Genomic DNA, 20,533 nt, shown 5'->3' with positions numbered 1-20,533 from the left:
ACGCTTTCTGGTAGAAAGCCTAATTGTCACAAGCGCCGGGAAGCGTCTGCGTGCTCGACCGTTTCGAACTTCTGCTGGCGCTCGCCAAGGAACGCCATTTCGGCCGCGCGGCCGAGGCCTGCGGCGTGACGCAGCCGACTCTTTCCGCGGGGTTGAAGCAGCTCGAGGAGACGCTCGGCGTGCGTCTCGTCGAACGCGGCTCGCGCTTCATCGGCTTCACGCCGGAGGGTGAGCGGGCGCTGCAATGGGCGCGGCGCATCGTCGGCGATGCGCGGGCCATGCGGCAGGAGATCGCTTCGCTCCGGCGCGGCCTCTCGGGCCATGTGCGCATCGCGGCGATCCCGACCGCCATGCCGATGCTGTCCGAGATCACGACGCCGTTCCGCCAGAAGCATGCCGATGTGCGCTTCACCCTCACCTCGGCGACGTCGAACGAGGTGATGCGGCTGATCGAGAATCTCGAGATCGATGCCGGCGTCACCTATCTCGACAATGACCCCCTCGGAAAGGTCAAGGCGGTTCCGCTCTACCGCGAGGGTTACCGCTTCCTCACCTCGGTCGGCGCGCCGTTCGGCGACCGGCAGAGCGTGACCTGGGCGGAGATCGGCGAGGTGCCGCTGTGCCTGCTGACGCCCGACATGCAGAACCGGCGCATCGTGGACCGTCAGTTGCAGGCGACGGGCCTCACGGTCTCGCCGCGGCTCGAATCCAACTCGACCATCGCTCTGCTCGCCCATGTGCGTACCGGGCAATGGGCCAGCGTGGTGCCGACGACGCTGGCCGACATCTTCGCCTTTCCGGGCACCATCCGCTCGATTCCCATCGTCGAGCCGGAAGTGCTGCACCAGATCGGCCTCGTCGTCCTGGATCGCGAGCCGATGACGCCGATCACGGCGGCGCTCGTCGCCGAGGCGCGGCTGCTCGGGCCGGAGCTCAGCCGGCGATTCTGAAGGCCGGCGCGCAAAGCCGCAACGCCGGAAGGAACCTGTCCTCGTCCTCGACCGTTGGTCCACCGGGCGCGGCATCGCCGCCGAAACGGAGGACATGCAAATGCTCAACTGGGCTCTCACCTTTCTCGTCGTCGCGCTGATCGCCGCCGTGCTCGGTTTCGGCGGCATCGCGGGGACGGCGATGGAGATCGCCAAGATCATCTTCTTCGTCGCGATCATCCTGTTCGTCATCTCGGCCGTCATGGGCCTCTTGCGCGGCCGATCGAGCGGCGCACCCTGACGACGCCGGCCAACAACGAGAACGCCCCCTCGCGGGGGCGTTTCCTTTGATTTCGGCGCGCTTCGGTGAACGCTTAAGTGTGGCCGGCGCCCAGCGCGGCGCGGGTCGGCTGGTCCGGCCCGAAATCCTCGGCCGTCTCGATCGCCAGCATCTCACCGAGCCGGCGCCGCGCCCGGTTCACACGGCTCTTGATCGTGCCGACCGCGCAATTGCAGATTTCGGCCGTCTCCTCATAGGAGAAGCCGGAGGCGCCGACGAGCACGAGGGCCTCGCGCTGGTCGGCCGGCAGCCGGTCGAGCGCGGCGCGAAAATCCTCGAAGTCGAGATGCGTCGTCTGGTCGGGATTGGTCGCCAGCGTCGCAGCGAAGAGGCCGTCGGAATCCGGCACCTCGCGGCGGCGCTTGCGGTATTCCGAGCGGAACAGGTTGCGCAGGATGGTGAACAGCCACGCCGAGAGATTTGTGCCCGGCCGGAAGCTCGCAATGTTGGCGAATGCCCGCAGCAGCGTCTCCTGCACGAGATCATCCGCCCGATCCACGCTGCCGCTTAAGGATATGGCAAAGGCCCGCAGATTCGGGATTGCGGCAATGATCTCGTCGCGCAGGCTGGGATCGACCTTGCTCACCCGCCCATTCCCTTGTCACGGATTTCACCGCCGTCCTCTTCGCGCTCGTCGAGCCGCGCGAGCAACGTCATGAAACGGTCCGGCACGCCCTGCCGGACGACGTCGTCATACATAGCACGGAGATGCTGTCCGATCCGTGTCTGCACATCCCGGCCCAGCGTCGATCCCGAGCGACCAAGCGGCCGCACGACAGACCCAGCGGCCCCGCCCTCGTTGCCGGTGCTCGCCGACCCCGCTTCTGCCTGATCGTCTTCCATTCGTCTTCTTCCTGACATCGAGCCTCCAAGCGCTCGCCGCCTCATCGCGCGTATCGCCGGGTGCGAACACTAACCGCCTCATCGGCAAACGGTTCCAATCGAAGGGAACACTATCGAAGTTTTTTCCGGTATCTGGATGGAACCCGGTCGTGCCCGCCTGCGTTAAGGCCCCATGCTCATGTGCAGATTGGGGAGTCGTCTGTGAATACATCGCAACTCGTTGCGCAGCATCTGCCCTTTCTTCGTCGCTATGCCCGCGCCCTGTGCGGCACTCAGTCCGCCGGCGATTCCTATGTCGCCGCCCTTCTCGAGACGCTGATCCAGGATCCGACCGCGTTGCCGCGCGACGTGGAACCGCGCGTGGCCCTGTACAAGCTGCTGACACAGCTCTGGAACTCGGTCTCCATCAACAACGACACGGACCCCGGTGCCGTTGCCGTGCGCGGTGAACAGAGACTCGGCCACATAACGCCGCTGGCGCGGCAGGCGTTCCTTCTGGTTTCGCTCGAGGGCTTCGAAGAGGACGACGCCGCGACCATCCTCGACATGGATGTCGAGCGCCTGCGCACTCTGGTCGAGCAGGCCGGCCGCGAGCTCGCCGACGAGATCGCCACCGACGTGCTGATCATCGAGGACGAGCCCTTCATCGCGCTCGATCTGGAGGGGCTGGTCGAGAGCCTCGGCCATCGCGTGACGGGCATCGCCCGCACGCACAACGAGGCCATCGCCCTCGCGCAGAGCAAGACGCCGGGCCTCGTCCTCGCCGATATCCAGCTCGCCGACGGCAGCTCCGGCCTCGAGGCCGTGAACGAGCTGATCGAAAGCATCGAGCTTCCCGTCATCTTCATCACCGCCTATCCTGAGCGCTTCCTGACCGGTGTCCGCCCCGAGCCGGCCTTCCTCATCGCCAAGCCCTTCCAGCCTTCGACAGTGGCGGCGGTCATCAGCCAGGCACTATTCTTCGAGCGCAAGGCACGGCCGCGGGAGCAGCGCAAGACCGCCTGATCAGCACCTATGCCCGCTGCCATGATCAGCCTGGATGACGCGGCCCGCCTCGCTACGGGAATCGCCTCGCTGGCGATCGTCCTCGGCCTGGTGCGCTTCCTCTATGTGCGCAAGGACCTGTCCCGGCGCTCTTCCCGGCTCGCCCTGCTGCTGGCGGGGCTGGTCATGGCGGTAGGCATCCTGTCGATCCTCGTGATCCTCGACCCGGCGGGCAGTCGGCTGTCATGGCTGCAGTCGATCGTGCGCCTCGCGGTGAGCGCGCTCACGCTCTGCGGCGCGGTGGTGCTCTGGTACAATTTCGACTGGCTGCTGAAACTGCCCTCGCCCGGCCACGTGGCCAGCGAGCAGCGGCGCCTGACGCTGGAGCTGGCCACCGTCCTGCAGCGCTACGAGATGGCGCTGCGCGGCTCCAATGTCGCGATCTTCTCGCAGGACCCGGACCTGCGCTACACTTCGGTCAGCAAGCCGTTGTTCGGCATTCCCATCGACAAGGTTCTCGGCTCCAGCGACCGGCAGCTTCTGGGCGCGGACCAGTGGCCGCAGGTCGAGGCGCTCAAGCGTGCCGCGCTGGAGGCGAGCGAGACCCGCAAGGGCGAGGTGGAAGTGCTCGAAGACGGCGAGCCGCGCTGGTACGACCTGCACATCGAACCCTTGCGCGACCTCTCGGGCAATACGGTCGGCCTCACCGGCGCCGCCGTCGACGTCACCGAGCGCAAGGAGAACGAGCGACATCTGCGCCTGCTGATGCGCGAGCTCACCCACCGCTCGAAGAACCTGCTCGCGGTCATCCAGGCCATGGCCCGCCAGACCGCGCGCCACGCGGGCACGACCGACGATTTCGTCGAGCAGTTCAATGCGCGCCTGCAGGCGCTGGCGCGCTCGCACGACCTGCTGGTCCAGGAGAGCTGGCACGGCGCCTCGCTCGGCGAGCTCGTGCGCTCGCAGCTCGGCCACCATCTCGACCGCGAGAACAGCCAGGTCAGCATCGCCGGGCCGGATATCCTGCTGAAGCCCGATGCCGCGCAGAATCTGGGGCTCGCGCTCCACGAGCTTTCGACCAACGCCGCCAAATACGGCGCCCTGTCGGTTCCCAGCGGCCATGTCGACATCGCCTGGAAGCGCCGGCTGGCGGCCGACGGCGGGGGCATCGAGCTGACCTGGCAGGAAGCCGGCGGTCCGCGGGTCGAGGAGCCGAACGCGCGCGGCTTCGGCTCGCTCGTCATCGAACGCAACCTCTCGCGCACCCTCGACGGCAACGTCTCGCTCGATTTCGCGCCGGACGGCGTGATCTGCCACATCCAGATGTCCGAGCAGCACCTGACCGCCAACCGCTGAGGCGCGGCGAACCTCCGGAACCAAATTCCTGCCGGAACGTTTACGGCTGTCGCTTCCCGCTACCGGGGTAGCCGAGCAGCTTTCAGTCAACGTCCGCGATGAGATCGCCGGCGCCGGGGCGCGGGCGTCTGTGCGGCAGCTCGTGGAGACTGACCATGGTGCGCGTGCTCCGTTCCAAATATCCGTTCTCGCGGCGCATGGTCTGTGGCTCGGCCGCCTGCGCGCTGCTGATCGGCTTCACCGGCACGCTGGCCATCAGCCGCCCGATCGACCTTCCAGCTCCGATTGCGACAGCCGCTCCGGCACCGCCCGCATCGGCGGCGCCGCGCATCACCGTCACGCCGGTGGACCGCTCCGCGAAGGGTGATCGCCTGACGCTCAAGGGTCGCGAGGGGGCCTCCCAGCTCGCGGATGTTCGCAGCGATGCCGAGACGACGATCGCCGCCAAGGGCAACGACATGAGCCGGCGCGCGCCGAGCACGGGAAACGTGATGCCGCGCGGCTGCCTCTCCTCCATCGGCGGTGTAACGTCCGGCCGTTCCAGCGAGATGTTCGCGATCTGCGTAGCAGATTCTTCGATGATTCAAGATTAGGCTCGATATAGCACTACCACCTCAGTATCGGCGCGCTGATCAAATTATTGGAACAATGCTTTCCGGTGCGAGTTCTTACCGCAGACAGCGGTGACGCTGCGGAATTTATCCAGAACTTCCACCGGGAGATTTGTGATGACCAATAAATTCGTGACGCTCACGGCACTCGCCGCTCTGTCCCTCAGCCCGACACTGGCGCTTGCGCAGAGCCCGACGCCGGCCCCGACCACGCCTCCGGCCGCCACCGACCCGGCGACGCCGGACACCACCGCGCCCAACATGCCGGCGGAAAAGATGCCGTCCGCGCCCGGCAACGCGGCCACCACGACCGTGCCCGCGACGCCGAAATTCGTCAGCGCGCAGGGTGCGGATCAGTGGCTCGGCAGCGATCTGATCGGCACCGACGTGGTGACGGCGAATGACGAGTCGCTGGGCGAGATCAGCGATGTGGTGATGGAAAAGGACGGCCGCGTGATCGCCGCGGTGATCGACGTCGGCGGCTTCCTCGGCATCGGCGCCAAGCCGGTGGCGGTGTCGTTCGACTCCCTCACGCTCGCGCCGACGGACGGCGAACCGAAGATCGTCGTCGCCATGACGAAGGAAGATCTCAACCAGGCGCCGGAATTCAAGTCGCTGGCGGACACGCGCACGGCGACCGACGCGACGACCGGGGCGGCGAAGACGCAGTAGCCCGCTTCCGAGGCAGAAGCGAACGAATGGGCGTCCGCCCCCTTCTCCCTCAGGAACATGCCCGGCCTCGCGCCGGGCATGTTTCGTTTCCGGCGCCGCTTCGATGCTCGAAGGAGCGCGCCGCACGATGACGCGCGGCGCGTGATCGGCTAAAGCGAGAAGCTTGTGAGCCGGACCGCCCCATGAACGAGATTCGCCGTCGCCGCCGTTCCGAATTCCCCTTCCGGGAACTGTTCGACATCGATGCCGTGCGCGGCGAACTCACGACGCTGGTGCGCGCATTGCGCTCGGACCCGACCGCCGGGGGCGAAGCGGCCATACGCACGGCGCTCGCCAAGCGTCTCAAGCAGGCCCATGCGGAAGGCCATGCGACGGCGCAGCGCTGGCTCATGGAGGACGGCTCCGGGCGCCGCTGCGCCGAGCGGCTCTCGCGCCTCCAGGACGAGATCATCTCCGTCATCCACGAACTCGTGGTGACCCTTCTCTATCCGACCGACAATCCCTCGACCGCCGAGCATATGGCGATCGTCGCGGTGGGCGGCTATGGCCGCGGCCTGATGGCGCCGGGCTCCGACACGGACATCCTGTTCCTACTGCCCTACAAGCAGACCGCCTGGGGCGAGAGCGTCGCCGAGGCCATCCTCTATGTGCTGTGGGACATGGGCCTCAAGGTCGGTCACGCCACGCGCTCGGTCGACGAGTGCATCCGGCAGGCCCGCGGGGACATGACGATCCGCACCGCGCTGCTCGAGGCGCGGCTGATCGTCGGGGAACGCGCGCTGTTCGACGAAATGACGGTGCGGTTCGAGCGCGACGTCGTCGAGGGTACCGCCGCCGAATTCGTCGCCGCCAAGCTCGCCGAACGCGAGGAGCGCCTCAAGCGCGCCGGCCAGTCGCGTTATCTCGTCGAACCGAACGTCAAGGACGGCAAGGGCGGCCTGCGCGATCTGCACACGCTGTTCTGGATCGCGAAATATGTCTATCGCGTCCACGACACCCGCCAGCTCATCGCCGCGGGCGTGTTCACCGCCGAGGAAGCCGTCGTCTTCCAGCGCTGCGAGGATTTTCTCTGGTCGGTGCGCTGCCATCTGCATTTCCTCGCCGGCAAGGCCGAGGAGCGGCTTTCCTTCGATCTCCAGCGCGAGATGGCCGAGCGCCTCGGCTACACCGAGCATCCGGGCCTCAAGGATGTCGAGCGCTTCATGAAGCACTACTTCCTTGTCGCCAAGGATGTCGGGGACCTCACCGCCATCGTCTCGGCGGCGCTGGAGGAGCGCAACGAGAAGCCGGTGCCGCGGCTCAACCGCATGATGGCGCGGCTGCGCCGCTCGCCGCGCCGCACGCTGAAGGAAAGCCCGGACTTCGTCGTCGACCACGACCGGCTCAACGTCGCCGATTCCAGCGCCTTCGGCCGCGATCCGGTGAACCTCATCCGGCTGTTCCATCTGGCCGACCGGCACGATCTGGCGCTGCACCCTGACGCGGTGCGGCTGGCGCGACGCTCGCTCAAGCTGATCGATCAGCGGGTCCGCGAGGACGCCGAGGCCAACCGGCTCTTCCTCGAGATGCTGTGCTCCAAGCGCACGCCCGACATCGTGCTGCGCCACATGAACGAGGCCGGCGTACTCGGCCGCTTCGTGCCCGAATTCGGGCATGTCGTGGCGATGATGCAGTTCAACATGTACCACTCCTACACCGTCGACGAGCATCTGATCCGCTCGATCGGCGCGCTGTCGGAGATCGAGCGGGGACAGCGCGCCGACCTCGGCCTCGCCAACGAGCTGATCGGCCAGATCAAGAACCGGCAGGTGCTCTATGTGGCGGTATTCCTGCACGACATCGCCAAGGGACGCCCGGAGGACCACTCGATCGCCGGCGCCCGCGTCGCCCGCAAGCTGTGCCCCCGCTTCGGCCTGTCGGCGGCCGACACCGACACGGTGGCATGGCTGATCGAGCAGCATCTGACGATGTCGAGCGTCGCCCAGTCGCGCGACCTGTCGGACCGCAAGACCATCGAGAACTTCGCCGCGGTGGTGCAGAACCTGGAGCGGATGAAGCTGCTGCTCATCCTCACCACCGCCGACATCCGGGCGGTGGGGCCGGGCGTGTGGAACAACTGGAAGTCGCAACTCCTGCGCACGCTCTATCACGAGACCGAGCCGGTGATCACCGGCGGCTTCTCGGAGAGCAACCGGGCGCAGCGCGTCGCCCGGGCGCAGGCCGAGTTCCGCGCCGCGCTCCCCGAATGGAGCGGCGAGGCGATCGAGCGCTACATGGCGCGCCACTACCCGGCCTACTGGCTGAGGGTGGACCTTGCCCACAAGCTGGAACATGCCCGCTTCATCGCCGAGGCGGAAGCGCAGGGCCGGGCGCTGGCCACCGCGAGCCGCACCGACGTCACCCGCGGCGCCACCGAGCTCACCGTGCTGGCGCCGGACCATCCCAAGCTGCTGGCGGTGATCGCCGGCTCCTGCGCGGCCGCCGGCGCCAATATCGTCGACGCGCAGATCAGCACGACCACCGACGGCTGGGCGCTCGACACCATCGCGCTCACCCGCGCCTTCGAACAGGATTCCGACGAGCTGCGCCGGGCCGACCGCATCTCCGGGGCGATCGAGAAGTCGCTCTCCGGCGAGATCAAGCTGCCGGAAGTGGTCGCCCGCAAGGTGCCGAAGCGCCCGCGCGCCTTCTCGGTCGAGTCCGAGGTGACGCTGAACAATGCCTGGTCGAACCGGCATACGGTGATCGAGGTCTCCGGCCTCGACCGGCCGGGCCTGCTCTACGGCCTCACCCAGACCCTCTCGCGCCTCAACCTCAACATCGCTTCCGCGCATGTCGCGACCTTCGGCGAGCGGGCGGTCGACGTGTTCTACGTCACCGACCTGATGGGCGCGAAGATCGTCGGCGCGGCGCGCCATTCCGCCATCCGCCGGGCCCTGCTGCACGTGCTCGACGCCGACGACGAGGCGGACGCGGCGCGGGCGGGTTAGCATCAAGAACCGCCTTCCGTGCCCAAATCCGTCCATTTACGCCCCCTTAAACGCCACGATTTAGCGTTCGTTTACCGCGTCGGCGTGGGGTATTCGGCGAATGGCAGCTTGGGGCAAGGGCGAGGGGCGGCGCGAGCCGGTGTTCGGCATGTCCGGCGCCGCGGCCGATCTGCGTCTCGGGCCTGACGACCGGCCGACCTATGCCCGTTCCTCCGGCTCCAAATCTTCCGGCCGCGCCGCGAAAACCACCTCGCGCGGGCGCTCGGGCTCGTCCCGGCGCAAGCCGCCGCGCCGCTCGCTGCTCGGGCGGCTGGTCTATTGGTGCTTCGTGCTCGGGCTGTGGGCGGTCGTCGGCGTCATCGGGCTGATCGGCTACGAGGCGACGCAGCTCCCGCCGATCCAGAATCTGGCCATCCCCGAGCGCCCGCCGACCGTCATCATCCAGAGCGAGGACGGCAAGACGATCGCCACGCGCGGCGACATGCGCGGGGCGGCGATCCCGCTGCGCGCCATGCCGCCCTATCTGCCGCAGGCCTTCATCGCGATCGAGGACCGGCGCTTCAACGAGCATTTCGGCATCGATCTCATCGGCCTCGGCCGCGCCGTCTTCGTCAATCTCACCTCGGGCCGGCTGCGCGAGGGCGGCTCGACGCTGACCCAGCAGCTCGCCAAGAACCTGTTCCTCACCCAGGACCGCACGCTCTCGCGCAAGATCCAGGAGCTGATCCTGGCGATCTGGCTGGAGGCCAAGTTCTCCAAGAACCAGATCCTCGAGCTTTACGTGAACCGGGTCTATTTCGGCGCCGGCGCCTATGGCGTGGAGGCGGCGGCGCAGCGCTATTTCGGCAAGTCCGCCCGGCAGGTGACGCTCTCGGAGGCGGCGATACTGGCCGGCCTCGTGAAGTCGCCCTCCGCCCTCGCCCCGACCCGCAACCTCAAGGGTGCCCAGGACCGTGCCGAGATCGTGCTCGCGGCGATGCAGGATGCCGGCTTCATCAGCGGCGAGATGAAGACCACCGCCCTCGCCCGACCTGCCACGCTCACCAAGAAGCAGACCGATTCCGCCGGCTACGCGGCCGACTGGATCATGGACCAGCTCGACACGCTGATCGGCCCGATCGAAAGCGACGTGACGGTGCAGACCAGCCTCGACACCAGGCTGCAGGGCGTCGCCGAGAAGACGCTGTCCGAGACGCTGGCGCGCAACGGGCAGAAGTTCGGTATCCAGCAGGGCGCGCTGGTGGTGATGGACACCAACGGCGCGGTGCGCGCGCTGGTCGGCGGGCGCTCCTATGAGGAGAGCCAGTACAACCGCGCGGTGACCGCGCGCCGCCAGCCGGGCTCGTCCTTCAAACCGTTCGTCTACCTCACCGCGCTGGAACGCGGCCTCACCCCGGACAGCGTGCGGGACGACGCACCTATCAAGCTGAAGGGCTGGAAGCCCGAGAACTTCTCGAAGGAGTATCGTGGGCCGGTGACGCTGACGACCGCCCTGTCGCTCTCGCTCAACACGGTGGCGGTGCGCCTCGCGCTGGAGGTCGGGCCGGCGGAGGTCGCCAAGACCGCGCAGCGGCTCGGCATCCATTCCAAGCTCGACCCGAACCCCTCGATCGCGCTCGGCACGTCGGAGGTCTCGGCGCTGGAGATGGCGAGCGCCTATGCGCCCTTCGCCAATGGCGGCTACGGGGTGACGCCGCACATCGTCCAGCAGGTTCGCGACGCGCGCGGCAAGGTGCTCTACTCCTTCGCCGAGCCGAGCCGCGGCCAGGTCGTCGCCCCGCCCCATGTGGCGATGATGAACCGCATGCTGCAGGAAACGCTGATCACCGGCACGGCGAAGCGCGCCGACCTTCCGGGCTGGCCGGCGGCCGGCAAGACCGGCACCAGCCAGGATTATCGCGACGCCTGGTTCGTCGGCTATACGAGCCGCTTCGTCACCAGCGTCTGGCTCGGAAACGACGATTCCTCGCCGACCAAAAAGGCCTCCGGCTCCGGGCTGCCGGTGGAGATCTGGAGCCGGGTGATGCGCACCGCCCATGAGGGGGTGCCGGTCTCCCCGCTGGCGGGCAGCGACTATGCGCCGAGCGTGGCGCCGCAGGGCGAGGTGCCGGAAGAGCCGGTGGTCACCAGCGGGCCGGGCTATATGCGCCCGCCGGGGGATGTCGGCGGGGACAATGGTGGCAACAGCGGTGGCGCCGGGCTCGACAACTGGCTGATGGACAAGCTGTTCGGCCGCCGTTGAGCCTGATCTCGGCCGGTCAGTCGCTCTTCGCGCCGTAGCGGTGCAGGCTGGCGCCGTGCACCTTGAGCCACCGCTCGGCCCGCTCGCGCTCCGGGAACAGCCGGTCGACGGTCTGCCAGAAGCGCGGGCCGTGGTTCATCTCGCGGCGATGCGCCACCTCATGCGCGGCCAGATAGTCGAGCACGAAGGGCGGCGCCAGGATCAGCCGCCAGGAATAGGACAGGGCGCCGTTCGCCGCGCAGGAGCCCCAGCGGCTCGCGGTGTCGCGCAGGGTGACGCGGGCGATGCTCACGCCGAGGGCGGCGGCGTGCCGGCGCGAGGCCTCCAGAAGGTCGCGGCGGGCCTCGCGCCTCAGGAAGTCGCCGATGCGGCGCGCCACATGCTCGCCCCCGCCGGCGACGCAGAGCAGCCTTTCGGCATCAGGACCCGCCTCGGACCACACCGTGCCCCGGCTCGCCGGCCGATGCACGATGCGGTGCGGCTCGCCACGCAGCGGGACCAGCGCGCCGGGCACGAAGACGACGATGTCCGGCAGCCGGGAGAGCCGCTGCGCGATCCAGCCCGTATAGCGCAGCGCGAAGGCGCGGGCCTCGCTCACCGAGCCGCGCGGCGGCATGGTGAGCATCACGTCGCGCTCGGCGGTGCGCACACGCAGCGTGTAGCGCGTCGCGCGCGGGTTGCGGCGCAGGCCGACCACGACGTCGCGCTCGTCGATGCGCAGCACGAAACGATCGGTGCCGAGCGGACCGTCGATATCGATGGGCGTGGGGCGGCGCGCGCGAAACAGCATCAGGGGCGACTCAACGGGAATCGCCCCACTTTGCCATCGGACGATGACCTTTGCGCGGCTTATGCGCCCCCGATCGTCCCCGCGCCGGTCAAATCCGCACGGCGCGGCGGTCGCGCCGGCGGTCGTGCACCGGCTGATAGGCGATGCGCGCGTGATAGGCGCAATAAGGCAGGCCCGTCTTGGTCCGGCTGCCGCAATAGAAGAAGTCCGGCTTGCCGGGATCGCCCACCGGCCAGCGGCAGGTGAACTCGGTGAGGTCGAGGATGGTGCAGCGTTCCGCCATCGGGATCACGTTGGCGACCGGATCCGGCAGGTCCTCCGGCTCGGGCTCGGGAACCGGCGCATAGGCCGGGGCGAGCGCGGTGTTGCCGTGGACCATGGGGCGCGGACGCGCCGGCTGCACGGTGGCGGGGCGCGGCTTGCGCGGGCGCGGGGCGGCGCTCGTCACCGTCTTCGCGCGGCCCGACAGGCCGAGGCGGTGGACCTTGCCGATCACCGCGTTGCGCGTGACGTTGCCGAGCTCGGCCGCGATCTGACTGGCCGACAGCCCCTCCGCCCAGAGTTTCTTGAGAAGCTCGACGCGCTCGTCCGTCCAGTTCATCGCTGTGCCTCCTTGAGCTCATCGACCGAGGGCAGAATCCCTCTCCCGCCGGCCGAGCGAGCCCGTCCGGTTAACTCACCGTCGACGCCACTTGGGAAATAGGTCCGCCGCACGAGATGTCGTATCTGACGAACCGGAGGCTACAATATGCGTTGACTCCCGCCCAGTAGCTTCGGCCCCGAAACGATTGTTTTCCCCAATTGAGAGTCCGCGGCGCAACACTTGCGGGCGGAGACGAGTCGGATCAATGGCTTGAATCGCCGCCCGCGTGCGGCGATCCCCGGCCTGCGCTTTGGAACGGCTCTGAAAGAGGCTTCTTACCCCTTAGGGGCATGTTCAGGCGAGGTGCGGCATGCATCCATGGCGCCGCGTCATCCGAGCCCCGATGGAGAAGCTGATGAAGCCGCATCCCCAGGCCCTTACCCCCTTTGTCCTCCGCGTCCCCGCCGGCCGCCTGTTGGCCGGCACCGTTCTCGCTGCCTTCCTGTCTTTCCTCGCCCTGCCGGCATCCGCGGCACCGATCGCGCCGGCGCTGCCGGAGCCCGGCGCAATCGCGACCCCCGTCGCCCAGGGCTGCGGACCCGGCGCCTGGCGCGGGCCGTGGGGCGGCTGCCGCGACACCCCCTATGTCGGGCCGCTGCCCGGCGGTGGCTATGCCGTGCCTTCGGGCGCGCCCGTCTATTACGGCAATGGCTGCCCGCCCGGCTTCTGGCGCGGACCCTGGGGCCATTGCCGCGACACCCCCTATGTCGGCCCGCTGCCCGGCGGCGGATATCAGCCCTGAATGCGGACCGAGCGGAGCCCCGTCATGACACGCAGTCTCGTCCTTCTGTCCGCCCTCGCCGCCACCCTGCTGGCCGCTCCGGCGCGCGCGCAGACCACGCCGCCCGCGCCGCCGCCGGTCGTCGACATCTACACCGCCGAGGACGCGCAGGCGGTACTGGATGCCCGCCTGATCGCCCTGAAGACGGTGATCGGCCTCACACCGGACCAGGCGGAGCTGTGGGACCCGGTGGAGGCCGCCATCCGGCAGGCGGCGAAGAACGCCGCCACCCGCGCCGCCGATCGCGCCAAGGCCGAGCCGGCGAGCGATTTCCTCGTCGTGCTGGAACGCCTCGCCGACGCCGAAGCGGCGCGGGCGCAGGACCTCAAGACGGTCATCGCGGCCGCCAGGCCGCTGGTCGCGGCGCTGAACCCCGAGCAGAAGCGGCGCGTGCCGGGCTTCCTCGGCATGACCGACGTCGCCGGCAAGCCGCAGCCGACCCTCGAACTCTGGATCTTCGAGGACGAGCAGGAGTAGGCCGGGCGCGGACGGCGCCGGACCGCCATCTGCGGGCGCGCACGGGCGCCGGTCGTTCAATATTGACCGGCGAAGCCGATTCTATAAAATTCGGACCATCGAGTGCCGCCCCGGCCGGGGCGGCACGTTTCATTTTGGACTGCCGTTACGCCTACTGTTCCGAGTAAGCCTGCCATCCCGACACGCCGCCACCCAACGCCATCGTCATTGGCCTGCCAGAGAAAGGGAGGGGATATGATCGACCCCGTCCTGCCGACCTACAACCGGATTGACCTCGTTTTCGAGCGCGGCGAAGGCGCCTGGCTCTTCACGAAGGATGGCAAGCGATATCTCGACTTCACGGCCGGCATCGCGGTCAACGTGCTCGGCCATGCGCATCCCCATCTCGTCGCGGCGCTGACCGAGCAGGCCGGCAAGCTCTGGCACCTGTCCAATTTGTTCCGCATCGAAGGCGGCGAGCGCCTCGCCAGGCGGCTGACCGACGCCACCTTCGCGGACACGATGTTCTTCACGAATTCGGGGGCCGAGGCGCTCGAATGCGCGATCAAGATGGCGCGCAAATATCATTCGGCGAACGGCCAGCCGGAGCGCTACCGCATCATCACCTTCGAGGGCGCGTTCCACGGTCGCACGCTCGCCACCATCGCGGCCGGCGGCAACCCGAAATATCTCGAAGGCTTCGGGCCGGCCATGCCCGGCTTCGACCAGGTGCCGTTCGGCGACCTCGCGGCCGTGAAGGCGGCGATCGGGCCGGAGACCGGGGCCATCCTCATCGAGCCGGTGCAGGGCGAAGGCGGCGTGCGCGGCGCGTCGTGGCCGTTCCTGCGCGAGCTGCGCGCGCTCGCCGACGAGCACGGCCTGCTGCTGGTGCTCGACGAGGTGCAGTGCGGCGTCGGGCGCACCGGCAAGCTGTTCGCCCATGAATGGGCCGGCATCACGCCGGACATCATGGCGGTGGCCAAGGGCATCGGCGGCGGCTTCCCGGTCGGCGCCTGCCTCGCCACCGCGGAAGCGGCGAAGGGCATGACCGCCGGCACGCACGGCTCGACCTATGGCGGCAATCCGCTCGCCATGGCGGTGGCCAATGCGGTGCTCGACGTGGTGCTGGAGGACGGCTTCCTCGAACGCGTGCGCGACACCGCGCTGCGCCTGCGCCAGCGCCTCGCCGAGCTCAAGGACCGCCACCCGGCGATCATCGCCGAGGTGCGCGGCGAAGGGCTGCTGCTCGGCCTGCGCACGCTGGTGCCCAATGGCGAGCTGATCGCGGCGATGCGCGCGGAGGGGATGCTGGCGCCGGCGGCAGCCGACAATGTCGTGCGCCTGCTGCCGCCGCTCAACATCGGCGAAGCGGAGATCGACGGCGCCTTCGAGCGCATCGACGCGGCCTGCGCGAAGCTCGAGGCGGCGCTGAAGCCCGAGGCGGTCAAGGGAGCCGCCGCATGAGCGTCAATGGCGTGAAGCACTTCCTCGACCTCGACGCCCTGCCTGCCGGCGAATTGCGCAAGCTCATCGACCTCTCGCGCGACCTCAAGAGCCGGCGCGAGGCGGTGGCGAGCGCGAAGCCCTTCGCCGGCAAGGTGCTGGCGATGATCTTCGATCAGCCCTCGACCCGCACCCGCATCTCCTTCGACGTGGCGATGCGCCAGCTCGGCGGCGAGACGATCATGCTGACCGGCGCCGAGATGCAGCTCGGGCGCGGCGAGACCATCGCCGACACGGCGAAGGTGCTCTCGCGCTATGTCGACGCGATCATGATCCGCATCCTCGACCATGCGGCGCTGACCGAGCTCGCCGAGCACGCCACCGTGCCGGTGATCAACGGGCTGACGCGCGACTCGCATCCGTGCCAGATCATGGCCGACCTGATGACCTTCGAGGAGCACAAGGGGCCGATCGAGGGGCGCACGGTCGCCTGGACGGGCGACGCCAACAACGTGCTGACCTCCTGGGTGCAGGCCGCGCAGCGCTTCGACTTCGCGCTGAACGTCGCCACGCCGCCGGAGCTGGCGCCGCGCCCCGCGCTGGTCGACTGGGTGCGCGCGACCGGCGCCCGCGTGCAGTTCGGCAATGACGCCGATGCGGCGGTCGCGGGCGCCGACTGCGTCATCACCGACACATGGGTTTCCATGGGGGACGAGGAAGCGGAACGGCGGCACAACCTGCTGAAGCCCTATCAGGTCAACGCGGCGCTGATGAAGCGCGCGGCGCCGGGGGCGATATTCATGCACTGCCTGCCGGCGCATCGCGGCGAGGAGGTCACCGACGAGGTGATGGACGGGCCGCAGTCGGTGGTGTTCGACGAGGCGGAGAACCGCCTCCACGCGCAGAAGGGCATCCTCGCCTGGTGCCTCGAAGGCGCCAGCATCTGAAACGAGGGGCTTCACAGGCCCCTCGCACATGCCCCTCGCAATCGAGGGCGGCGCACCTATATGGGCGGCGGAGCCATCATGACAGCAGAACATTTCACCGCCCGCTCACCCCGCGCCGACGCGATCGACGACCGGGTGATGCCCTTCCACATCGACGCGCTCGACGTGCGCGGCCGCGTCGTGCGGCTCGGCCCCTCGCTCGATGCCGTCCTCGCGCATCACGCCTATCCGGCGCCGGTCAAACGGCTGCTCGGCGAGGCGGTGGCGCTCACCGTGCTGCTCGGCTCGACGCTGAAGATCGCCGGGCGCTTCATCCTGCAGACCCGGACCGACGGGCCGGTCGACCTGCTGGTGGTCGATTTCTCGGCCCCTCACGACGTGCGCGCCTATGCCCGCTTCGACGCCGAGCGCCTCGCCGCGCTCAACGGGAAGGCGCATGACAGCGGCGCCCTGCTCGGGCGCGGCCATCTCGCCATGACCATCGACCAGGGCGTTCACGTTAACCGCTATCAGGGCGTCGTCGCGCTCGAGGGCGGCGGGCTGGAGGACGCGGCGCACCAGTATTTCCGCCAGTCCGAGCAGATCCCGACGCGGGTGCGCCTGGCCGTCGCCGAGGAGGTGCGCCCGGGCGGCGCGGCCTCGTCCTGGCGTGCCGGCGGGCTGATGGTGCAGTTCCTGCCGACCGAAGGCGGGCGCGTCACGCCGGTCGATCTCGATCCGGGCGATGCGCCCGAGGGCACGGTGCTGCCCGAGACGGCGGAGGACGACGCCTGGGTCGAGGCGCAGTCGCTGGTGGGGACGATCGAGGACCTCGAACTGGTCGATGCCGAGCTGTCCAGCGAGCGGCTGCTCTACCGGCTGTTCCACGAGCGCGGCGTGCGCGTGTTCGACACAGAGGCCATCGCGGCCCGCTGCTCCTGCTCGCGCGAGCGGGTGATGAACGTGCTCGCGAGCTTCGGGCCGGAGGAGCGCGCCGACCTCGTCGAGGACGGCAAGGTCACCGTGACCTGCGAGTTCTGCGGGCGCAGCTACGAGTTCAAGGCCGAAGAGGTCGTCGGGCCGGAGGACAAGGGCGCCGACGCGCAATGACTGAAGCGTCATCCCGGACGGCCGTAGGCCGATCCGGGATCGCGTGCCAATCGGAGAGCGATCCCGGCTCTCGCTGACGCTCGGCCGGGATGACGTTTTCTCCTAACCCGCGCATTCGGCGACAAGCCCGCGCAGGAAGCGCTCGCAGGCGCGCAACTGCTCCACGTCGATGAACTCGTCCGGCTTGTGCGCCTGGTCGATCGAGCCCGGCCCGCAGATGATGGTGGGAACGCCCTGGGCCTGGAAATGGCCGCCCTCCGTGCCATAGGCGACGGTGTAGGTGCGGTTCTGCCCGGCGAGCCTCAGTGCCAGCGTCTCGGCCTCCGAGCCCGGCTCCGGGGCGAGCGGGGGCACCTTGTAGATGAACTCGTTCACGATCGAGGCCTCGGGCGCGGTCTCCCGCAGCTTCGGCAGCACCACCTCCTGCGCGAAGCGCTCGAAGCGCGCCAGCAGCGCCTCTTCGTCGAAGCCGGGCAGGCCGCGCATGTTCCAGCGGACGGCGCAGTCCTTCGGAACGATATTGCCGGCGGTGCCGCCTTCCATGACGGTGACCTGCAGGCTGGTGAAGGGCGGATCGAAGCGGCCGGTCGGGTCGCCGAAGGCGATCAGCTCCTGCCGGTAGCGGTCGAGCTCGCCGACCAGCTCGCAGGCGGCGAAGATGGCGTTGGCGCCGAGATGCGGCATCGAGGCGTGCGCCTCGCGGCCCTTCACCCGCGTCGTGTAGGCGACGCCGGACTTGTGCGCGTCGACCACCCGCATGCTGGTCGGCTCGCCGACGATGCAGGCGCGTGGCAGCGGCAGATCGACGCCGAGCCTGCGCACGGTCGGCACCACGCCGACGCAGCCGACTTCCTCGTCATAGGAGACGAGGAGGTGGACCGGCGTCACCAGAGGCGCCGCCACCATCTCCGGCACCATCGCGAGGCAGGTGGCGACGAACCCCTTCATGTCGCAGCTACCGCGGCCATAGAGCCGGTCGCCGACCGGCGTCAGCTCGAAAGGCTCGCTCGCCCAGACCTGTCCGTCGACCGGCACCACGTCGGAGTGGCCGGACAGGCAGATGCCGGGCCGGTCGCCCGGGCCGATGGTGGCGAACAGGCTGGCCTTGTCGCCCTCCGCGTTGGGGACGAGGACGCTCTCAATCCCGAAAGAGCTCAGATAGTCGCGCACGAAGCCGATGAGATCGAGGTTGGACCGGCGACTGGTCGTGTCGAAGGCGACCAGTCGGGCCAGCATTTCCTCGGTGCTCGTTCGCGGGGTCAGCATGCGTCCTCCATCCCTGCGCCGAGCATAGTTGTGCGTCGCAGCACCGCCAAGCCCGCGACTCGCATGATCGTCAGCGCATCCAGAAGCGGGGGAGGAACAGCACCAGCACGGTGAACAGCTCGAGGCGCCCCATCAGCATGCCGAAGGACAGGATCCAGATCACCGAATCCGGCAGGGCGACGAAATTCGTGGCCGGACCGATCACCGGCCCGAGACCGGGGCCGACATTCGCGACCGCCGTCACCGACGCCGAGAAGGCGGTGACCATGTCGAAGCCGAGGGCGTTGATCACCAGCGCCAGCACCGCGAAGGTGCCGAGATAGAGGAAGATGAAGGACAGCACCGAAGCGACGACGTCGTCGCCGATCGGGGCGCCGCCATAGCGCACCGGGAACACCCCGTTCGGATAGACGATGCGCTTCAAGTGCTGCACCAGCGCCGAGCCCACGATGGCGAGGCGGAACGTCTTCAGGCCGCCGGCGGTCGAGCCGGTGCAGGCGCCGAGAAACAGCAGGATGAAATAGAGCGTGTCGGTCGGCGTCCCCCAATGGGTGAAGTCGACGGTGACGAAGCCGGTGGTCGACATGATCGAGACGACGTTGAACAGCGCGTAGCGCAGCGCCGTCTCGCCCTGGGCGATGTTGCCGCGCACCTGCTCGATGAAGGAGATCAGCGTGAACAGCAGGACGAGGGCCAGGAACAGCCGGACCTCGGTGTTGGCGACCAGACGGCTGAAGTCGCCGGCCAGCACGCGCACATAGAGCACGAAGGGCAGCGAGCCGGCGATCATGAAGACAACCGCCGCGTAGTCGATGGCGGCGCTGTGGAAATAGCCGATCGAGGCGTCGTGGGTGGAGAAGCCCCCCGTCGAGATGGTCGCCATGGCGTGGGCGACCGCATCGAAGATGCTCATGCCGCACATGGCGTAGACGATGGCGCAGGCGAGCGAGAGCACGAGATAGGTGCCAAGGATGCTCTTGGCCATCTGGGCGGCGCGCGGCAGCAGCTTCTCCGACTTGTCCGACGATTCGGCGCGGAAGAGCTGCATGCCGCCGATCTGCAGCATGGGCAGGAAGGCGATGGCGAAGACGATGATGCCGATGCCGCCATACCAGTGCAGGAAGGCGCGCCAGATCAGGATGCCCGGCGGGCGGGTGTCGAGGTTGGAGATCACCGTCGCGCCGGTGGTGGTGAGGCCGGACATCGCCTCGAAATAGGCGTCGGCGAAGGGTAGCTGGGTCTGCGACCACATGAAGGGGATGGAGGCGAAGGCGGACAGCACCACCCAGCTCGCGGCGGTGAGCAGGAAGGCCTGCCGGAGGTCCAGCCGCTCGACCTCGCTGGAGCGGCCGGCGAGCCACAGCGAGAAGCCGACGAACATGGTGACGGCGGAGGCCGCGACATAGACGACGAAATCCGGCTGGCCCGCCACCAGATCGACCAGCGCCGGTATCATCATGGTGGTGCCGAGGATGGCAAGCAGGACGCCGAGAACGGCGGCGATCGGGCGAAGGTCGATCACGGATAGGAACCGCGCGGTTCGGCATGGAGGCTGGCCCGACCATAACCGCTTCGCGCCGCCGCCGGAAGCGCCGCGCCGGCCGCCTGTGGGCGGCCGATCAGTTCAGGGTGCGGGTGGGATCCGGCACGTCGAGCGAGAAGGCCGGCACCTCGGCCGAGAAGATCTCGCCGGCCTGCGTGACGAGGCTGTAGCTGCCTTCCATGATGCCGGTTGCGGTCGGCAGCGGCACGCCGCTGGTATATTCGAAATGCGCCCCCGGCGGCAGGATGGGCTGCTCGCCGACGACGCCGGCGCCGCGCACCTCCTGCACCCTGCCGAGCGCATCGGTGATGATCCAGTGCCGCGTCTTGAGCTGCACCGTCTCGATGCCGAGATTGACGATCTCGACGGTGTAAGCCCAGAAGAACTGGCCGCGCTCGGGATCCGAGCGCTCCGGCGCGAAGCGGGGCGTCACCGTCACCTGCACGCCCCTGGTGGTCGCTCGGTACATCAAAACCTTCCGCGTTCGCGCGTGGTCAGTGAAACTGCTTCGACACCGAAGAGCAAGAGCGTCGGGGTGAGCGACGGCGCCGTCCCGCTTTGCCCGCGCCGGGTGGTTGATCTGGCGGCCAGCTGCTGTAGGTTCAGGG

The 20,533-nt window shown here is 68.6% G+C and carries 20 protein-coding genes; 13 read left to right on the top strand and 7 right to left on the bottom strand.

What is annotated here, in order from left to right; all coding sequences use genetic code 11:
- Window positions 1–50: 50 nt before the first annotated feature.
- Together U742_RS0105000 and U742_RS0104995 are read left to right on the top strand one after the other, a co-directional pair.
- Window positions 51–950 carry a LysR family transcriptional regulator gene (locus U742_RS0105000; protein WP_029350659.1) on the top strand — a complete coding sequence of 300 codons (900 nt, stop codon included), beginning with the start codon at window positions 51–53 and terminating at the stop codon, window positions 948–950.
- A gap of 100 nt (window positions 951–1,050) precedes the next feature.
- Window positions 1,051–1,230, top strand: a complete 180-nt coding sequence (locus tag U742_RS0104995) for a DUF1328 domain-containing protein (protein WP_029350657.1) — start codon at window positions 1,051–1,053, stop codon at window positions 1,228–1,230.
- Between the two features lie 73 nt (window positions 1,231–1,303).
- On the opposite strand, the gene U742_RS0104990 is transcribed toward U742_RS0104995, so the two are convergent.
- A complete protein-coding gene (locus tag U742_RS0104990; RefSeq protein ID WP_029350655.1) occupies window positions 1,304–1,855 on the bottom strand; it encodes a sigma-70 family RNA polymerase sigma factor in 552 nt (183 codons plus the stop codon).
- Window positions 1,852–2,112 (bottom strand): NepR family anti-sigma factor, encoded by a 261-nt coding sequence (locus tag U742_RS0104985; protein WP_029350653.1) that lies wholly within the window; start codon window positions 2,110–2,112, stop codon window positions 1,852–1,854. Before U742_RS0104985 ends, U742_RS0104990 begins: the two co-directional genes overlap by 4 nt.
- A 201-nt stretch (window positions 2,113–2,313) precedes the next feature.
- Here U742_RS0104985 and U742_RS0104980 point away from each other — a divergent pair, with 201 nt between their 5' ends.
- The 6 genes from U742_RS0104980 to U742_RS0104955 all read left to right on the top strand — a co-directional run bounded on the left by U742_RS0104980 (window position 2,314) and on the right by U742_RS0104955 (window position 10,967).
- A complete protein-coding gene (locus tag U742_RS0104980) occupies window positions 2,314–3,117 on the top strand; it encodes a response regulator (RefSeq protein WP_029350651.1) in 804 nt (267 codons plus the stop codon).
- Window positions 3,118–3,138: 21 nt separating this feature from the next.
- Complete coding sequence (locus U742_RS0104975) at window positions 3,139–4,452, top strand: HWE histidine kinase domain-containing protein (protein WP_248310262.1); 1,314 nt, start codon at window positions 3,139–3,141, stop codon at window positions 4,450–4,452.
- Between the two features lie 155 nt (window positions 4,453–4,607).
- Window positions 4,608–5,045, top strand: coding sequence for a hypothetical protein (locus U742_RS0104970; protein ID WP_029350647.1), 438 nt, complete (start codon window positions 4,608–4,610; stop codon window positions 5,043–5,045).
- A 90-nt stretch (window positions 5,046–5,135) separates the two neighbouring features.
- Entirely contained in the window at window positions 5,136–5,735 is a 600-nt protein-coding gene (locus U742_RS0104965) for a PRC-barrel domain-containing protein (protein ID WP_248310261.1), read from the top strand.
- Window positions 5,736–5,917: 182 nt separating this feature from the next.
- Window positions 5,918–8,725, top strand: a complete 2,808-nt coding sequence (locus tag U742_RS0104960) for a [protein-PII] uridylyltransferase (protein WP_029350643.1) — start codon at window positions 5,918–5,920, stop codon at window positions 8,723–8,725.
- A 100-nt stretch (window positions 8,726–8,825) separates the two neighbouring features.
- Window positions 8,826–10,967, top strand: coding sequence for a transglycosylase domain-containing protein (locus tag U742_RS0104955; RefSeq protein ID WP_029350640.1), 2,142 nt, complete (start codon window positions 8,826–8,828; stop codon window positions 10,965–10,967).
- Window positions 10,968–10,983: 16 nt separating this feature from the next.
- On the opposite strand, the gene U742_RS0104950 is transcribed toward U742_RS0104955, so the two are convergent.
- Entirely contained in the window at window positions 10,984–11,757 is a 774-nt protein-coding gene (locus U742_RS0104950) for a M48 family metallopeptidase (protein ID WP_029350638.1), read from the bottom strand.
- 88 nt (window positions 11,758–11,845) lie between these two features.
- Window positions 11,846–12,358, bottom strand: a complete 513-nt coding sequence (locus U742_RS0104945; RefSeq protein ID WP_029350637.1) for a GcrA family cell cycle regulator — start codon at window positions 12,356–12,358, stop codon at window positions 11,846–11,848.
- 397 nt (window positions 12,359–12,755) lie between these two features.
- On the opposite strand from U742_RS0104945, the gene U742_RS0104940 reads away from it, so the two are divergent.
- The 5 genes from U742_RS0104940 (at window position 12,756) to U742_RS0104920 (ending at window position 17,116) form a co-directional block, all read left to right on the top strand.
- Window positions 12,756–13,142, top strand: a complete 387-nt coding sequence (locus U742_RS0104940; protein WP_248310260.1) for a GCG_CRPN prefix-to-repeats domain-containing protein — start codon at window positions 12,756–12,758, stop codon at window positions 13,140–13,142.
- Between the two features lie 24 nt (window positions 13,143–13,166).
- Window positions 13,167–13,658, top strand: a complete 492-nt coding sequence (locus U742_RS0104935; protein ID WP_029350633.1) for a Spy/CpxP family protein refolding chaperone — start codon at window positions 13,167–13,169, stop codon at window positions 13,656–13,658.
- 234 nt (window positions 13,659–13,892) lie between these two features.
- Window positions 13,893–15,101 carry an aspartate aminotransferase family protein gene (locus tag U742_RS0104930; RefSeq protein ID WP_029350630.1) on the top strand — a complete coding sequence of 403 codons (1,209 nt, stop codon included), beginning with the start codon at window positions 13,893–13,895 and terminating at the stop codon, window positions 15,099–15,101.
- On the top strand, window positions 15,098–16,027 hold the full coding sequence (gene argF / locus U742_RS0104925) for an ornithine carbamoyltransferase (protein ID WP_029350628.1): 930 nt from the start codon (window positions 15,098–15,100) through the stop codon (window positions 16,025–16,027). Before U742_RS0104930 ends, argF begins: the two co-directional genes overlap by 4 nt.
- A 78-nt stretch (window positions 16,028–16,105) precedes the next feature.
- Window positions 16,106–17,116: an Hsp33 family molecular chaperone gene (locus U742_RS0104920; RefSeq protein ID WP_029350626.1), complete on the top strand. Its 1,011-nt coding sequence runs from the start codon at window positions 16,106–16,108 to the stop codon at window positions 17,114–17,116.
- Window positions 17,117–17,218: 102 nt separating this feature from the next.
- Here the strand turns inward: U742_RS0104920 and argE are convergent, their stop codons facing one another.
- The 3 genes from argE to apaG form a co-directional block, all read right to left on the bottom strand.
- The gene (argE, locus tag U742_RS0104915) at window positions 17,219–18,382 is read right to left on the bottom strand and encodes an acetylornithine deacetylase (RefSeq protein ID WP_029350623.1); all 1,164 of its coding nucleotides are present in this window, start codon (window positions 18,380–18,382) and stop codon (window positions 17,219–17,221) included.
- A 70-nt stretch (window positions 18,383–18,452) separates the two neighbouring features.
- The gene (locus U742_RS0104910) at window positions 18,453–19,904 is read right to left on the bottom strand and encodes a TrkH family potassium uptake protein (RefSeq protein ID WP_029350621.1); all 1,452 of its coding nucleotides are present in this window, start codon (window positions 19,902–19,904) and stop codon (window positions 18,453–18,455) included.
- Between the two features lie 97 nt (window positions 19,905–20,001).
- Window positions 20,002–20,394 carry a Co2+/Mg2+ efflux protein ApaG gene (gene apaG, locus U742_RS0104905; RefSeq protein ID WP_029350619.1) on the bottom strand — a complete coding sequence of 131 codons (393 nt, stop codon included), beginning with the start codon at window positions 20,392–20,394 and terminating at the stop codon, window positions 20,002–20,004.
- Window positions 20,395–20,533 lie beyond the last annotated feature (139 nt).

It is taken from the genome of Allobosea sp. 117 (assembly GCF_000702305.1).
In the GTDB taxonomy this organism is placed as follows: domain Bacteria; phylum Pseudomonadota; class Alphaproteobacteria; order Rhizobiales; family Xanthobacteraceae; genus Ancylobacter.
This window is presented reverse-complemented; position numbering and strand designations above follow the sequence as displayed.

Coding starts and splice junctions, on each gene's coding strand:
- apaG (WP_029350619.1), bottom strand. CDS start 20,394: ATGTACCGAGCGACCACCAGGGGCGTGCAGGTGACGGTGACGCCCCGC.
- argF (WP_029350628.1), top strand. CDS start 15,098: ATGAGCGTCAATGGCGTGAAGCACTTCCTCGACCTCGACGCCCTGCCT.
- U742_RS0104955 (WP_029350640.1), top strand. CDS start 8,826: ATGGCAGCTTGGGGCAAGGGCGAGGGGCGGCGCGAGCCGGTGTTCGGC.
- U742_RS0104975 (WP_248310262.1), top strand. CDS start 3,139: ATGATCAGCCTGGATGACGCGGCCCGCCTCGCTACGGGAATCGCCTCG.
- U742_RS0104920 (WP_029350626.1), top strand. CDS start 16,106: ATGACAGCAGAACATTTCACCGCCCGCTCACCCCGCGCCGACGCGATC.
- U742_RS0104995 (WP_029350657.1), top strand. CDS start 1,051: ATGCTCAACTGGGCTCTCACCTTTCTCGTCGTCGCGCTGATCGCCGCC.
- U742_RS0104950 (WP_029350638.1), bottom strand. CDS start 11,757: ATGCTGTTTCGCGCGCGCCGCCCCACGCCCATCGATATCGACGGTCCG.
- U742_RS0104945 (WP_029350637.1), bottom strand. CDS start 12,358: ATGAACTGGACGGACGAGCGCGTCGAGCTTCTCAAGAAACTCTGGGCG.
- U742_RS0104960 (WP_029350643.1), top strand. CDS start 5,918: ATGAACGAGATTCGCCGTCGCCGCCGTTCCGAATTCCCCTTCCGGGAA.
- U742_RS0104930 (WP_029350630.1), top strand. CDS start 13,893: ATGATCGACCCCGTCCTGCCGACCTACAACCGGATTGACCTCGTTTTC.
- U742_RS0104940 (WP_248310260.1), top strand. CDS start 12,756: ATGAAGCCGCATCCCCAGGCCCTTACCCCCTTTGTCCTCCGCGTCCCC.
- argE (WP_029350623.1), bottom strand. CDS start 18,382: ATGCTGACCCCGCGAACGAGCACCGAGGAAATGCTGGCCCGACTGGTC.
- U742_RS0104935 (WP_029350633.1), top strand. CDS start 13,167: ATGACACGCAGTCTCGTCCTTCTGTCCGCCCTCGCCGCCACCCTGCTG.
- U742_RS0104985 (WP_029350653.1), bottom strand. CDS start 2,112: ATGGAAGACGATCAGGCAGAAGCGGGGTCGGCGAGCACCGGCAACGAG.
- U742_RS0104970 (WP_029350647.1), top strand. CDS start 4,608: ATGGTGCGCGTGCTCCGTTCCAAATATCCGTTCTCGCGGCGCATGGTC.